The following is a 13,624-nucleotide window of genomic DNA, read 5'->3' on the forward strand; positions in this document are numbered from 1 at the left end:
ATAGGGGGAGATTTGGCGAAGACTCGTCGTTCGGTACCTCTATCGACAGCAATCGATAGATCACGCGGTATGGGTCCCCGCGTTCGCGGGGACGACGGAGGAGTGTGACGCGGGAACCTCCCCTCCCCCCGGCACTTATCACGCAGCCGCCGCACCTCGGCGAAGCATCGAGGCCGCTCACGCATGATCGACGATCTCTGGTACAAGAACGGCGTGATCTACTGCCTGTCCGTCGGCTCCTATATGGATTCCAACGGCGACGGCGTCGGCGACTTCAAGGGCCTTCTGCGGCGGCTCGACTACCTCCACGGCCTCGGCATCACCACAATCTGGCTGATGCCGTTCCAGACTTCGCCGGGCCGCGACGACGGCTACGACATTGCCGACTATTACAGCGTCGATTCCCGCTACGGCACGCTCGGCGATTTCGTCGAGTTCGCCCATGGCTGCAAGCAGCGCGGCATCCGCATCATCATCGACCTCGTCGTCAACCACACCTCCGACCAGCATCACTGGTTCAAGGAAGCGCGGCGCGACAAGAACTCGCCCTATCGCGACTGGTATGTGTGGTCGGACAAGAAGCCAGCCGGCGCCAACAAGGGCATGGTGTTTCCCGGCGTGCAGAAATCGACATGGTCGCGCGACAAGGAAGCCGGCGCGTATTACTTCCATCGCTTCTACGATTTCCAGCCCGACCTCAACACGTCGAACCCGCACGTGCAGGCCGAGATCCTGAAGATCATGGGCTTCTGGATCCAGCTCGGCGTCTCCGGCTTCCGCATGGACGCCGTGCCGTTCGTGATAGCCACCAAGGGCGCCAAGGTGAAGAAGCCGGTCGAGCAATACGACATGCTGCGCGCGTTCCGCGAATTCCTGCAATGGCGACAGGGCGATGCCATCATCCTTGCGGAAGCCAACGTGCTGCCGGAAACCGACATGGAATATTTCGGCCGCGATGCCGACCGCATGCACATGATGTTCAACTTCCACGTCAACCAGCATCTGTTCTATGCGCTGGCATCCGGCGACTCGCGTCCGCTGGCGAAGGCGCTGAAGGCGACGAGGCCGCGGCCGGCCACGGCGCAATGGGGCCTGTTCCTGCGCAATCACGACGAGCTCGATCTCGGCCGCCTGACCAAGGCGCAGCGCGAAATCGTGTTCAAGAAATTTGGCCCCGACAAGGACATGCAGCTCTACGACCGCGGCATCCGCCGCCGCTTCGCGCCGATGCTGGGCGGCGACCGCCGTCGGCTCGAACTCGCCTACAGCTTGATGTGCACGCTGCCGGGCACGCCCGTGATCCGCTACGGCGACGAGATCGCGATGGGCGACGATCTCGCGCTGCCCGAGCGCAATTGCGCGCGCACGCCGATGCAATGGTCGACCGAGCCGCATGGCGGCTTCACCAAGAGCGACAAGCCGGCCTGCCCGGTCATCGACAAGGGCCCTTACGGCTACCCGCATGTCAACGTCGCCAAACAGCGACGCGATCCCAACTCGATGCTGAACTGGACCGAACGCATCGTCCGCATGCGCAAGGAGGTGCCGGAGATCGGCTGGGGCGATTTCGCGATCATTCCGACACGCGACCCCGCCGTGTTCATCATGCGTTACGACTGGCGCAACAATTCCGTGCTGTTCTTGCACAATCTGGATGAGATGCCGCGCGAGATCGCGTTCTCGGCGGGGCTGCCTGGCGATGCCGGCGCGCACCTGATCAACCTGCTCGCGGAGGATCACAGCCACGCCGACAAGCGCGGCCAGCATCGCGTCGTGCTGGAGCCCTACGGCTATCGCTGGTACCGCGTCGGCGGGCTGGATTATCTGCTGAAGCGCAGCGACATCGACGAGAATACGGTGCGGGGCAAGAAGCATCCCGGGTAGGTATATGCCCTCGCATCACCGTCATTCCCGCGAGCGCGCGCTGCGCTTGTCCGGAACGACGGCTAGATATGAGGCGGCGCCACCAAGACCCCCTCATTACCGCGCAAATCGAGCACGCCATCCAGCCGCTCGCCCTCGCGATCCAGAAACGTCGATAGCAGGATCTCGCTGTTGAAACGGATCGCGCTGGTGGTGACGGCGATCGGCTCTGGGCCGAGATTGAGCACGACGATCACCGCCTTACCCTCGGCCTCGCGGCGATAGATCAGGAGATCGCCCTGCGCGGCGATCGGATGATAGTCGCCTGCGACCAGCGGCGGAGAGGCCTTCCGCAAGGCAATCAGCCGCTTGTACAGGTTGAGGATCGAGCGCGCGTCGGCTTCGAGATTGGCGACGTTGTCGTGGATATGGTCCTCCGGCAGCGGCAGCCATGGCCTTACGCCGGAGAAGCCGCTGGTCTGCGAAGAATCCCACTGCATCGGCGTGCGGCAGCCGTCGCGGCCGACACCGATGCCGGGCACGTTCTTCTCGAAGGGATCGCGCACGTCCTCGGGCGCGATCGCGAGCTGATGCATGCCGATCTCGTCGCCGTAATAGAGCGTCGGCGTGCCGCGCAACGTCAGCAGCAGCATGGCGGCGACGCGGGCCTGCTCGGGTCCGACACGGCTGGCGACGCGCGGACGATCGTGATTGCCGAGCACCCAGTTCGGCCAGGCGCCCCTGGGCAGCGCTTTCTCGTAATCCTCCACGATCTTCTCGATCGAGCGCGCGCTCCAGAACGTCGAGAGCAGCGCGAAATTGAACGGCATCTGCGCGCCGGTGAGATCGTTGCCGTAATAGGCCATCAGCCGGTGCAGCGGCAGATAGATCTCGCCGATCAGCACGCGCGCCGCATACGCATCGGTGACGCGCCGCATCTCGGCGATGACGTCGTGCACCTCCGGCTGGTCGGTAGAGTATTGCGTCAGGATCTTCTCGTTCGGCGGCCGGCCCTCGACGTAATGCGGGTTAGGCGGATTGTCGCGGAATTCGGCGTCCTTGATCAGGTGCCAGATCACGTCGACACGAAAACCGTCGACGCCCTTCTCCAGCCAGAACCGCATCACGTCGTAGATCGCGGCACGGACATCCGGATTGCGCCAGTTGAGGTCCGGCTGCTGGGCGAGGAAGGCGTGATAGTAATATTGGCCGGTTGTCTCGTCGAATTGCCACGCGCTGCCGCCGAACTCCGACAGCCAGTTGTTCGGCACGCCGCCGTCCGGTGCCGGATCGCGCCAGACGTACCAGTCGCGTTTGGGATTGTCGCGCGAGGCGCGGCTCTCGACGAACCAGGGATGCTGGTCCGAGGTGTGGTTGGGCACGAGATCGAGGATCAGCTTCAGGCCGTTCTCGTGCACGGCGGCGAGCAGCGCATCGAAGTCCTCCATCGTGCCGAACAGCGGCTCGATGCCGGTATAGTCGGAGATGTCGTAGCCGAAATCGGCCATCGGCGAGGGGAAGATCGGCGACAGCCAGATCGCGTCGACGCCAAGCGATTTCACGTAAGGCAGCCGCCGCAAGATGCCGGCGAGATCGCCGACGCCATCACCGTCCGTGTCCTGAAAGGAGCGCGGGTAGATCTGATAGAAGATGCCGTCGCGCCACCAATTATCGCCGCCCTGAGCCATGCCGGAAACCCACCCAAAATCTGCGTCTCGCGCGAGAGAACGCGGAAGGAACGCTGCGGTTCAAACCAGCAGGCGAAATGGGACGGCCGTGTGACGGCCGGTGCGGCTGTTCCGGGGCGCGGCACGAATCTTTTGCTTGGCGGCATGGCAAAAATCGGCATTGTGAGGCCCATGACCGAGCAAAATGACACCCAGCAATCCGCGCAGGACTCCTCGCAAGCCAAGGCCGGCGCGATCATCGTCCCCGTGACGCTGTTCGAGCAGAACTGCACCATCATCTGGGACGAGCCCAGCAAGAAGGCCGTGGTGATCGATCCCGGCGGCGACGTGCCGAAGATCCTGGACGCGATCAAGCAGACCGGCGTCACCGTGGAGAAGATCTGGCTGACCCACGGCCATATCGACCATGTCGGCGGCGCGGCCGATCTGCGCGATGCGCTGAAGGTGCCGATCGAGGGCCCGCATGTCGCCGACAAATTCCTGCTCGACAACGTGGTCGAGAGCGGCGCGCGCTTCGGCATGACCGGCGGGCGCAATTTCGAGCCGGACCGCTGGCTCGACGAAGGCGACAGCGTGTCGATCGGCGGCTTGCAGTTCGACATTTTCCACTGCCCGGGCCACTCGCCCGGCAGCGTGGTGTTCTTCAACAAGGAACTGCGCTTTGCCCATGTCGGCGACGTCTTGTTCGCCGGCTCGGTCGGCCGCACCGATTTGCCCGGCGGCAGTCACGCCACGCTGATCAATTCGATCAAGACGAAGCTGCTGCCGCTCGGCGACGATGTCGGCTTCATCTGCGGCCACGGCGCCGGCTCGAGCATCGGCCAGGAGCGGATGACCAATCCGTTCATCACCGGCGAGGTGTGAGGCCCTATTCGGCGGCGTCCGCCAGCGCCGCCACGTCGCCGAGATTGCGCTCGCCCCACTCGCGGATCGCGGCGACGACCGGCACGAAGCTCTTGCCCTTGCGGGTCAGGCGATACTCGACCTTGGGCGGCACCTCGCCGAAATCCTTGCGATCGATCAGGCCGCTCTGCGTCAGCGCCTTCAATTCGCGGCTGAGCACGCGCGGGGTGATTTCGGCGCTGCCCTCTGTGCCGCGCAGCAGCCCGCTGCGGATCTCGCCGTAGCGGCGCGGGCCGTCCTTGAGGTCCCAGACGATGCGGAGCTTGTACTTGCCGCTGATCATCTTCTGAAAGGCCGCAACCGGACAGCTGCGCGCCGGGATCGCCTTTGCCATGTCGTCTCCTCCATGCGCGAGATAACAATAGGAGCGACGTCGAAAAAGTCCATACTATCAATTTTGTCCATACTTGCAGGATCGCCTGCAAGCCGCAGATGATGACGCACACGACGAACAGGGAGCGTCACATGAAGCACTTCATGATCAGATACGAATTCAGGAACGGCACGTCGGAAGCCTGGCACCAGGAGATCGGCCGCTTCGTCAAGGCGATCGACGGCGATCCGGAGCTGAAGGGGCGGATCGGCTACCGTGTGCTGAAGAACCGCGACGACGGCAGCTACTTCCACCTCGCCAGCGTCACGGACGATGCCGCGCAAAAGACGCTGCAATCGCGCGACTTCTTCAAGGCCTATCAGGAGATGACGCGGAAGGTCGCCGGCGGCGAGGTGACGGTGACGCCGATCGAGATGATCGCAGCGACGGCGTAGCCGCAAGCTCCGCCGTCGTCCCGGACAAGCGTAAGCGTTACTTCATCAAACCCGCCGCCGTCAGCGCGCGGGTGATGATCTGGCCGAGATCGAAGCCGCGAGCCTCCGCGCGCTTCGGCTCGGCCGGCTCTTCGGCGACTGCGGCGCGGATCGAGCGGGCGAGATGCGGCGCGGGCGGGAGCGCCGGCTTCGACGTCGCAGGCCTGGCCTCGACCTTCTTTCCGGCCGCATCCGCAATCCAGCCGGTCAGGCCGAAGAATTTTGCGATGTGGTAGGACGAGGAAATGCCGGCCTCGATCAGGAAAGCGCCTTCGACGCCGTAGCGCTGATCATTGTCGGCGAGGCCGAGCGGGGTGCCATGCGCCATGTCGGTGATGGCGTAGGACTCGACCAGCGTTTCGCCGTCCTTGTTCCACCAGGCCTGGCGCGGATAGCCATCGACAATGGTCTCCGCCATCGGCGCGGCCGGCAGATCGTGCAAATCGAGCCACTGCTTGACGATCTCATTGGCATTGCCCGGATTGACGGTGCGGTCGGCGCTGCCGTGCCACACCGAAACCTTCGGCCACGGCCCGCGATGGTTCGAGGCGCGCCGCACGAAATCGCCGAGCTCGCGCTCGGGCCGCGCCGGTGAATGAAACATGCCGTCCAGCGCCTCGCGCAAATTCGAGGCGATGCCATAGGGCAATCCGGCGATCACCGCGCCGGCCGCGAAGACTTCGGGATAGGTCGCGAGCATCACCGATGTCATGCCGCCGCCGGCGGAAAGACCGGTGATGAAGACGCGCCTGGGATCGATGCGATGCGCCTGCACCACATGCGCGACCATCTCGCGGATCGAACGCGCCTCGCCGCTGTCGCGCGCAGTGTCTTCCGGATTGAACCAGTTGAAGCAGGTGTTGCCGTTGTTGATGCGCTGCTGCTCGGGCATCACTAGCGCGAAGCCATAATGCTGCGCCAGCGTCGACCAGCCCGCGCCGAGATCGTAAGCAGCTGCAGTCTGGCCGCAGCCATGCAGCACGACGACGAGCGCGCGCGGCTTCTGGAGTTGCGCCGGCACGAACGCGAACATGCGCAAATTTCCGGGATTGTCGCCGAAGCCCGTGACCTCTTCCAGAGGGCTGGACACATCCGCGCTCCGGCCGAGCTCGGCAAGGCGCAGACCATCCACCTTCGGCAGATGTTTCAAGAGAGCGACATTTTTTGCAAGCAACACGGCAACTCCTGGCAGGCGACGTTCAACGTTCACCCAAACCAAATAGTTGCTGCGGTGCAAAATAAAAAGGCCGTGTGCTGTCAATCACGCGAAATCACTCGAAAATCCGCAGGAATCCGCAAGAATCCGCACGCATTAACCGCACTGCCTCAACTTCGTGCAGATGCGCGGCGCATCCACGTCAGGAATGCGGCGCAGATCATGATTAACGCCGCAAACAGCGAGAGCGAAACGAGGAACGCTGCGCGCGCTGATTGCAGCGCTTCGATCGCGAAGAACACCGCGCCGATTGCGGCCACTCCGGCCGCATTTCCGATCTGCGCCATGGTGCCGTACATGCCGGAGGCCGAGCCTGCCGCGACGGGTTTCACCGTCGAGAGCACCGCGCCTGACAGCGGCGCCATCACCAGCCCCTGGCCGTAGCCGAAGATGGCCATGGTGAGTGCGAGCGCGATCGGCGTCGGCGCATCGACATGGAATGCAAGAAGCGCGAGCGCCGCGAGGCCGGCGATCTGAAGCGCGCAGCCTTCGATCAACACTTTTGTGCCGCGATGCCGTGCGCGCGCGCCGCTGTGGCGCGAAGCCGTGACGAAGGCGATTGCAAGTGGAATGCAGGCCATGCCGGCTGCGAGCGGCGGGATCTTCAGGCCACGCTGCATGAACAACGTCATGACGAGATAGAATGAGAGATTGGCGACGAAGAAAAAGAAGGCAGCACCGAGCCCGCGCAGAAAGGTCGCGTCCGCCAGCAGCGTCAGATCGATCAGCGGCATGCCGCCGGCGCGCGCGACCCTGTGCTCCAGCTTCAGGAACGCCGCAAGGATCGCGCCGCCGAGCGCCATCACCGCCCACAGCCACGGCGCCCAGCCGACATCGTGGCCGAACAGCAGCGGTCCGATCAGACACAGCAGCCCCGCGAACAGGACGGCGCTGCCCTGAATGTCGAGCCGCGTGCCGGCCCGACGCGGCACCGACGGCATGATGCGCCAGGCGGCAGCCGCGATGAGGAGACCGCAGGGCACGTTGACGAAGAACACCGAGCGCCAGCCGGTGTGGGCAAGGTCGATCGTGACCAGCAGGCCGCCGAGCAGGAAGCCCGCAGCACCCGCAAGCCCGAGCACGATGCCGTAAATGGCGAAGGCGCGGCTGCGCGTTTCATCCGTGAAGAGCAGATGCAGCGTCGCCAGCACCTGCGGCACCATCAGCGCGGCCGTGGCGCCCTGCGCGAGCCGCGCGACGATCAGCTCCGCACCTGATTGCGCGAGGCCGCACCACAGCGAGGTCACGGTGAAGCCGAGCACGCCGGCGAGAAACACGCTCTTCGTGCCGTGGATGTCGCCGAGCCGCCCGCCGGTGACGACCAGCGTGGCGTAGGCGATCAGATAGATCGCGATCACGGATTCGATCTGCGCGGGCGTCGCATGCAGATCGACCGCGATGGTGGGGATGGCGACGTTCACGATGAAGGCATCGACACCGAACATGAACTGTGCGGCCACGACGATCGCCAGCACCCACCAGCGGCGGGTCGAATCGACTTGTTTTGTGACGGTTTGATGCATCGGCGCGCGAACCTTCAGGGATTTATTTGCGCGCAAAGCTCGCAGATTAGCGTCATCCGCGCGATTACCTCCGAGGTAGGACTTGCCGCATTGGCCCGATTGCTGCATGTCGGTTGCCGCTGGTTTTGCGGGCTCGGAAGTCTCGATGTACGACTACGACATGGTGGTGATCGGCTCGGGCCCGTCGGGGCGCCGGGCCGCGGTGCAATGTGCCAAGCTCGGCAAGGCCGTGCTGGTGGTGGAGAAGGGCCGACGGGTCGGCGGCGTCTCCGTCCATACTGGCACGATCCCCTCGAAGACGCTGCGCGAGACCGTGCTCAATCTCTCCGGCTGGCGCGAGCGCGGCTTCTACGGCCGCTCCTACAAGGTGAAGCAGGACATCGCGGCGAGCGACCTGATGATTCGCCTTCAGAAGACGCTCGACCACGAGGTCGAGGTGTTCGAGCATCAGTTCAGCCGTAACCTCGTCCGCACTGCCAATGGCGAGGCGCGGCTGGTCTCGCCGCACGAGGTCGAGATCACCAGCGCGATCGGCGAGACCAGGACGGTGTCCGCTGCTTTCATCCTGATCGCCTGCGGCACCCGCCCGTTCCGGCCCGACTATGTGCCGTTCGACGGCGCCACCGTGCTCGACAGCGACGAGATCATCGAGTTGCAGAAGCTGCCGCGCAGCCTGGCCGTGATTGGCGCCGGCGTGATCGGCGTGGAATATGCCACCATCTTCAGCGCGCTCGACGTGCCCGTGACCCTGATCGAGCCCCGGCCGACCTTCCTCGACTTCATCGACAAGGAATTGATCGACGAGTTCATGCACGAGCTGCGCGACCGCAACGTCGCGCTGCGGCTCGGCTCGAAGGTCACGTCGATCGAGAAGAATGCGCAAGGCAGCATCGTCACGAACCTGTCCGACGGGCGGCACGTCACCACGGACATGCTGCTGTTCGCGGCCGGCCGTGTCGGCGCCACCGACAAGCTCAATCTCGAAGCCGCCGGCATCGTTGTCGACCATCGCGGCCGTATCTCGGTCGATCCCGTGACGTTGCAAACCAGCGTGCCGCACATCTACGCGGCCGGTGACGTGATCGGCTTTCCGAGTCTCGCCTCCACATCGATGGAGCAGGGCCGCGTCGCGGCGTGCCACGCCCTCGGCATGGAGCCGCTGGCGCCGCCGGAATTCTTTCCCTACGGCATCTATTCGGTGCCGGAGATCTCGACGGCAGGCCTGACGGAAGAAGAGGTGCGTACGCGCGGCATTCCCTACGAGGTCGGCATCGCGCGCTTCCGCGAGACCTCGCGCGGCCACATCATGGGGCTGAACAGCGGCATGATGAAGATGATCTTCTCGACCAAGACGCGCCGCCTGCTCGGCGTGCACATCCTCGGCGAAGGCGCCACCGAGCTGATCCATATCGGCCAGGCCGTTCTGAACCTCAAAGGTACCATCGACTATTTCATCCAGAACACGTTCAACTATCCGACGCTGGCGGAAGCGTACAAGATCGCCGGGCTGGATGCGTGGAACAGGATGACGCGGTAGCAACGCGCTTCGCGGCGAATTTGGCGAGCAGTCTCTTTGCGGCCATCCTTCGAGACGACCGCTGCGCGGTCTCCTCAGGATGAGGTCCTGTTTCGCGGAGAGCTCTTAGACCCTCATGGTGAGGAGCCCGCAAAGCGGGCGTCTCGAACCCTGCAGGCCCGGCACGTCGCGGCAGCGCCTCCACGCATGCCTGCATTCCGCCGTGCGGGACATCGCGCGATTGCGTTCGCTGGTCCCAGCACGTAGCCTCCCGGTCTCAACAAACAGAAAATCGAAGCCGGAGAGAACGCCATGGCGCGCCTGAAGTTCGGAGCCTTCCTTGCCCCGCATCACCCGATCGGGGAGCATCCGATGCTCCAGTTCCGGCGCGATCTCGACCTGGTCGAGCAGCTCGACGCGCTCGGCTATGACGAGTTCTGGTGTGGCGAGCATCATTCTTCCGGCTGGGAGATGATCGCCTCGCCCGAGATGTTTCTGGCCGCGGCCGGCGAGCGCACCAAGCGGATCAAGCTCGGCACCGGCGTGGTGTCGCTGCCCTACCACCATCCCTTCAACGTCGCCCAGCGCATGGTGCAGCTCGACCACATGACCGGCGGCCGCGCCATCTTCGGCTCCGGCCCCGGCGCGCTTGCCTCCGACGCGCACACGCTCGGCATCGATCCGATGACGCAGCGCGACCGCCAGGACGAGGCCATCGGCGTGATCCGCCGCCTCTTCAACGGCGAGCGCGTCACCGCGAAGAGTGACTGGTTCACGATGAACGACGCCGCGCTCCAGCTCCTGCCGCTGCAGGAGGAGATGCCGTTCGTGGTGGCTTCGCAGATTTCGCCCTCGGGCATGACGCTCGCCGGCAAATACGGCATCGGCATCATCTCGCTGGGCTCGATGACGACGCAGGGGCTGATGTCGCTGCAACAGCAATGGCAGTTCGCCGAGGATGCCGCCAAGAAGCACGGCACCAAGGTGGATCGCGCGAACTGGCGCGTGCTGCTGACCTGGCACCTCGCCGAGACCCGCGAGCAGGCCCGCCGCGAAGCCGGCGCCGGCCTGATGCGCTGGCACAACGAATATAATGTCGGCACGCTGCAGCGGCCGGGCCTGACCGCGTTCTCCTCGCCCGATGAGGCCGTGGACAAGACCGCTTTCGTCGAGGGGGCGGCCTCCGTCATCGGCACGCCCGACGACCTCGTCAAGATGATCAAGAACGTGATGCAGGTGTCGGGCGGCGTCGGCGCCGTCATCGGCTTCGTGCACGATTGGGCCAACCCCGAGAATACGCGCCGGAGCTGGGACCTGGTGGCCCGCTATGTCGTGCCGGAGATCAACGGCTATATCGACGGACTGCGCAAGTCGCAAAAGTTCGTGATCGAGAACCGCGCGATCTTCGAACGCGCCGGGCAGGCCGTGATGGCGAAGATCATGGAGAACGAGAAGGCTGCAGAGGCGCTGAAGGTGACCGGCGCCGGCCGCGTTGCCATTCCCGCCGTCAACGCCCCGGATTTGCAGAAGGAAGCGGCGAAGCGGTAGGCTTCTGCGTGACTACGCCCGTAACCACTATCATCAGCAAGTGATACCAGCCTGTGCTATGTTGATCCCGTCAGCGTGGCGCAGGCGGTATTAATGCCTCGATCGCGCGCTGTTCGGTCAGCCAACCGGAGCAATCGTCATGTCGATGCAGAATGTGGCCGCCCCTGCGCTTCAGTTCACCGCGCCCAGGCGCAACGAGCTGACGCACATCCCCGGTGACGAGGGCTGGCCGATCATCGGCAAGACCTTTCAGGTGCTGGCCGACCCCAAGGGACATATCGAGGCGAACGGCGCCAAATACGGCCCGGTCTACCGCACCCATGTTTTCGGCGAGACCAACGTCGTGCTGCTCGGCCCCGAGGCCAACGAACTCGTGATGTTCGACCAGCAAAAGCTGTTCTCGTCGACGCACGGCTGGAACAAGGTGCTCGGCCTGCTGTTTCCGCGCGGATTGATGCTGCTCGATTTCGACGAGCACCGGCTGCATCGCAAGGCGCTGTCGGTCGCGTTCAAGTCCGGGCCGATGAAGTCCTATCTCAGCGATCTCGACCGCGGCATCGCCGCGCGCGTCGCGCAGTGGAAGGCAAAGCCCGGCGAGATGCAGCTTTATCCGGCGATGAAGCAGCTCACGCTCGACCTTGCCGCGGCGTCCTTCCTCGGTGCCGATATCGGGCCGGAGGTGGACGAGATCAACCGCGCCTTCGTCGACATGGTCGCGGCCGCCGTCGCCCCGATCCGCCGACCCCTGCCGGGCACCCGGATGGCGGCCGGCGTGAAGGGGCGCAAGCGCATCGTCGCCTATTTCCGCGAGCAGATCCCGCTGCGGCGCGGCAATCACGGCGGTGACGATCTGTTCTCGCAGCTCTGCCGCGCCACCCATGAGGACGGCGCGCTGCTCTCCGAGCAGGACATCATCGACCATATGAGCTTCTTGATGATGGCGGCGCACGACACCCTGACCTCGTCACTGACGTCCTTCGTCGGCGAGCTCGCCGCGAATCCGGACTGGCAGGACAGGCTGCGCGCGGAGGTTCTCGCGCTCGGCCTCGCCCCGGGCGCGCCCAGCAGCTTCGACGATCTCGAAAAGATGCCGCTGTCGGAAATGGCGTTCAAGGAAGCGTTGCGGATCAAGCCGCCGGTGCCCTCGATGCCGCGCCGCGCGATGCGCGACTTCACCTTCAAGGGCTTCACGATTCCCGCCGGCACCGCGGTCGGCGTCAATCCGCTCTACACGCATCACATGAAGGACATCTGGCCGGAGCCGGATCGCTTCGATCCCTTGCGCTTCACCGAGGAAGCCCAGCGCAACCGGCATCGCTTCGCCTGGGTGCCGTTCGGCGGCGGCGCGCATATGTGCCTCGGCCTGCACTTCGCCTACATGCAGGCAAAATGCTTCGCGCGGCACTTCCTGCAGAACATCGAGGTGTCGCTGGAGCCGGGCTACAAGCCGGACTGGCAGATGTGGCCGATCCCGAAGCCGCGGGATGGGTTGAAGGTGCGGGTGAAGGCGGTTTAGCCGCCGCTCCCGTGGTCCCGTAGGGTGGGTTAGCGAAGCGTAACCCACCTCTTATGTCACTGCGGAAACCGAAAAGGTGGGTTACGCCTTCGGCTAACCCACCCTACGGCTCCGTCGTTGTGGTCCTACGCCCCCTGATCGAACGCATTGCGCAAGGCCGCCAGGCCTTGCTGCTGCTGACTCCAGTTGCGGCCGCCGGTCATGGCGCCGTCGATGACGAGGTCGTGGCCGTTGATGAAGCTGGATTCGTCGCTGGCCAGGAACACCGCGGCCTGGGCGATATCATCAGGGAGGCCCGCGCGCGGGATCGGCTGCGCGGTCTTGTAGACCTCGCGCATCATCGCCGGCGTCTTCTCCGCCGCATCGGTCGAAAGCCCGAGCGCCTTGCCGAAGATGCCGGTCGCGATCGCGCCGGGTGAGATCGAGTTGACCCGGACATTGGACTCGCCGAGCTCCATCGCCACGCATTTGGTGAGATGGATCACCGCCGCCTTGGCCGCGCCATAGACGATCGAGGAGGAGAAACCGGCGAGGCGGCCAGCGATGCTGCCATTGTTGATGATGCTGCCAGACCCCTGCTTCTTCATGGCGGGCGCGGCGTGCTTCATGCCGAGCATGACGCTTCGGACCAGCGTCGCCATGGCCGCGTCGAACCGCTCGACCTCGAGGCCTTCGATGCCGCCGGTCTGCGCCGGGCCGCCGGCATTGTTGAACAGGCAGTCGATCCGGCCGAATTTTTCCACCGCGAGCGCGATCAGCGCCTGCATCTGCGCTTCGACCGTCACATCGGTCTGCAGGAAGATGCAATTGGCCCCGAGCTGCTTGGCCAGCGCCTCGCCCTCAGGTACGCGCCGCCCCGCGATCACAATTTTGGCACCTTCGGCAACGAAGACTTCCGCGGTACGCAGGCCGATCCCGCTCGTCGTGCCTGTAATCACCGCAACCTTGCTGTCCAGCCTGCCCATGGAATGTCCCTGTTTTCGAATGATTTGATGCCAAATGGCGGACACCGGTCGATGACGGCGCCGCGACGCTCACTATTCC

General features: G+C 64.6%; 11 protein-coding genes. 6 read left to right on the forward strand and 5 right to left on the reverse strand.

The features are described from left to right. Positions 1-183 precede the first annotated feature (183 nt). Positions 184-1,884 carry an alpha-amylase family protein gene (locus NLM25_RS43565; RefSeq protein ID WP_254141044.1) on the forward strand — a complete coding sequence of 567 codons (1,701 nt, stop codon included), beginning with the start codon at positions 184-186 and terminating at the stop codon, positions 1,882-1,884. A gap of 62 nt (positions 1,885-1,946) precedes the next feature. Here the strand turns inward: NLM25_RS43565 and NLM25_RS43570 are convergent, their stop codons facing one another. Next, positions 1,947-3,551, reverse strand: a complete 1,605-nt coding sequence (locus NLM25_RS43570) for an alpha-amylase family glycosyl hydrolase (protein WP_254141045.1) — start codon at positions 3,549-3,551, stop codon at positions 1,947-1,949. Between the two features lie 171 nt (positions 3,552-3,722). Between NLM25_RS43570 and NLM25_RS43575 the strand changes: the two genes are divergently transcribed. Then, positions 3,723-4,415, forward strand: coding sequence for an MBL fold metallo-hydrolase (locus tag NLM25_RS43575; RefSeq protein WP_254124064.1), 693 nt, complete (start codon positions 3,723-3,725; stop codon positions 4,413-4,415). A 4-nt stretch (positions 4,416-4,419) separates the two neighbouring features. Here the strand turns inward: NLM25_RS43575 and NLM25_RS43580 are convergent, their stop codons facing one another. After that, on the reverse strand, positions 4,420-4,788 hold the full coding sequence (locus tag NLM25_RS43580; protein WP_254141046.1) for a helix-turn-helix domain-containing protein: 369 nt from the start codon (positions 4,786-4,788) through the stop codon (positions 4,420-4,422). A gap of 131 nt (positions 4,789-4,919) precedes the next feature. On the opposite strand from NLM25_RS43580, the gene NLM25_RS43585 reads away from it, so the two are divergent. After that, the gene (locus NLM25_RS43585) at positions 4,920-5,222 is read left to right on the forward strand and encodes a hypothetical protein (RefSeq protein WP_254124066.1); all 303 of its coding nucleotides are present in this window, start codon (positions 4,920-4,922) and stop codon (positions 5,220-5,222) included. Positions 5,223-5,259: 37 nt separating this feature from the next. Here NLM25_RS43585 and NLM25_RS43590 read toward each other — a convergent pair whose 3' ends face one another. After that, on the reverse strand, positions 5,260-6,438 hold the full coding sequence (locus NLM25_RS43590; RefSeq protein ID WP_254141047.1) for a PHB depolymerase family esterase: 1,179 nt from the start codon (positions 6,436-6,438) through the stop codon (positions 5,260-5,262). Positions 6,439-6,587: 149 nt separating this feature from the next. Further along, the gene (locus NLM25_RS43595) at positions 6,588-8,000 is read right to left on the reverse strand and encodes an MFS transporter (protein WP_254141048.1); all 1,413 of its coding nucleotides are present in this window, start codon (positions 7,998-8,000) and stop codon (positions 6,588-6,590) included. 145 nt (positions 8,001-8,145) lie between these two features. Here NLM25_RS43595 and sthA point away from each other — a divergent pair, with 145 nt between their 5' ends. From sthA to NLM25_RS43610, 3 genes are all read left to right on the forward strand, one after another. Next, entirely contained in the window at positions 8,146-9,537 is a 1,392-nt protein-coding gene (gene sthA, locus NLM25_RS43600; RefSeq protein WP_254141367.1) for a Si-specific NAD(P)(+) transhydrogenase, read from the forward strand. 291 nt (positions 9,538-9,828) lie between these two features. Continuing rightward, entirely contained in the window at positions 9,829-11,064 is a 1,236-nt protein-coding gene (locus tag NLM25_RS43605; protein WP_254124069.1) for an LLM class flavin-dependent oxidoreductase, read from the forward strand. Positions 11,065-11,203: 139 nt separating this feature from the next. Beyond that, on the forward strand, positions 11,204-12,580 hold the full coding sequence (locus tag NLM25_RS43610) for a cytochrome P450 (protein WP_254141049.1): 1,377 nt from the start codon (positions 11,204-11,206) through the stop codon (positions 12,578-12,580). 125 nt (positions 12,581-12,705) lie between these two features. Here the strand turns inward: NLM25_RS43610 and NLM25_RS43615 are convergent, their stop codons facing one another. Beyond that, complete coding sequence (locus NLM25_RS43615; protein ID WP_254141050.1) at positions 12,706-13,545, reverse strand: SDR family NAD(P)-dependent oxidoreductase; 840 nt, start codon at positions 13,543-13,545, stop codon at positions 12,706-12,708. Between the last annotated feature and the right edge of the window lie 79 nt (positions 13,546-13,624).

The organism is Bradyrhizobium sp. CCGB01 (assembly GCF_024199795.1).
Classification (GTDB): Bacteria; Pseudomonadota; Alphaproteobacteria; order Rhizobiales; family Xanthobacteraceae; genus Bradyrhizobium.

Excerpts from the sequence above, each read along its gene's own strand:
- NLM25_RS43565 (WP_254141044.1), top strand. The coding sequence starts at position 184 with ATGATCGACGATCTCTGGTACAAGAACGGCGTGATCTACTGCCTGTCC.
- NLM25_RS43570 (WP_254141045.1), bottom strand. The coding sequence starts at position 3,551 with ATGGCTCAGGGCGGCGATAATTGGTGGCGCGACGGCATCTTCTATCAG.
- NLM25_RS43575 (WP_254124064.1), top strand. The coding sequence starts at position 3,723 with ATGACCGAGCAAAATGACACCCAGCAATCCGCGCAGGACTCCTCGCAA.
- NLM25_RS43580 (WP_254141046.1), bottom strand. The coding sequence starts at position 4,788 with ATGGCAAAGGCGATCCCGGCGCGCAGCTGTCCGGTTGCGGCCTTTCAG.
- NLM25_RS43585 (WP_254124066.1), top strand. The coding sequence starts at position 4,920 with ATGAAGCACTTCATGATCAGATACGAATTCAGGAACGGCACGTCGGAA.
- NLM25_RS43595 (WP_254141048.1), bottom strand. The coding sequence starts at position 8,000 with ATGCATCAAACCGTCACAAAACAAGTCGATTCGACCCGCCGCTGGTGG.
- sthA (WP_254141367.1), top strand. The coding sequence starts at position 8,146 with ATGTACGACTACGACATGGTGGTGATCGGCTCGGGCCCGTCGGGGCGC.
- NLM25_RS43605 (WP_254124069.1), top strand. The coding sequence starts at position 9,829 with ATGGCGCGCCTGAAGTTCGGAGCCTTCCTTGCCCCGCATCACCCGATC.
- NLM25_RS43610 (WP_254141049.1), top strand. The coding sequence starts at position 11,204 with ATGTCGATGCAGAATGTGGCCGCCCCTGCGCTTCAGTTCACCGCGCCC.
- NLM25_RS43615 (WP_254141050.1), bottom strand. The coding sequence starts at position 13,545 with ATGGGCAGGCTGGACAGCAAGGTTGCGGTGATTACAGGCACGACGAGC.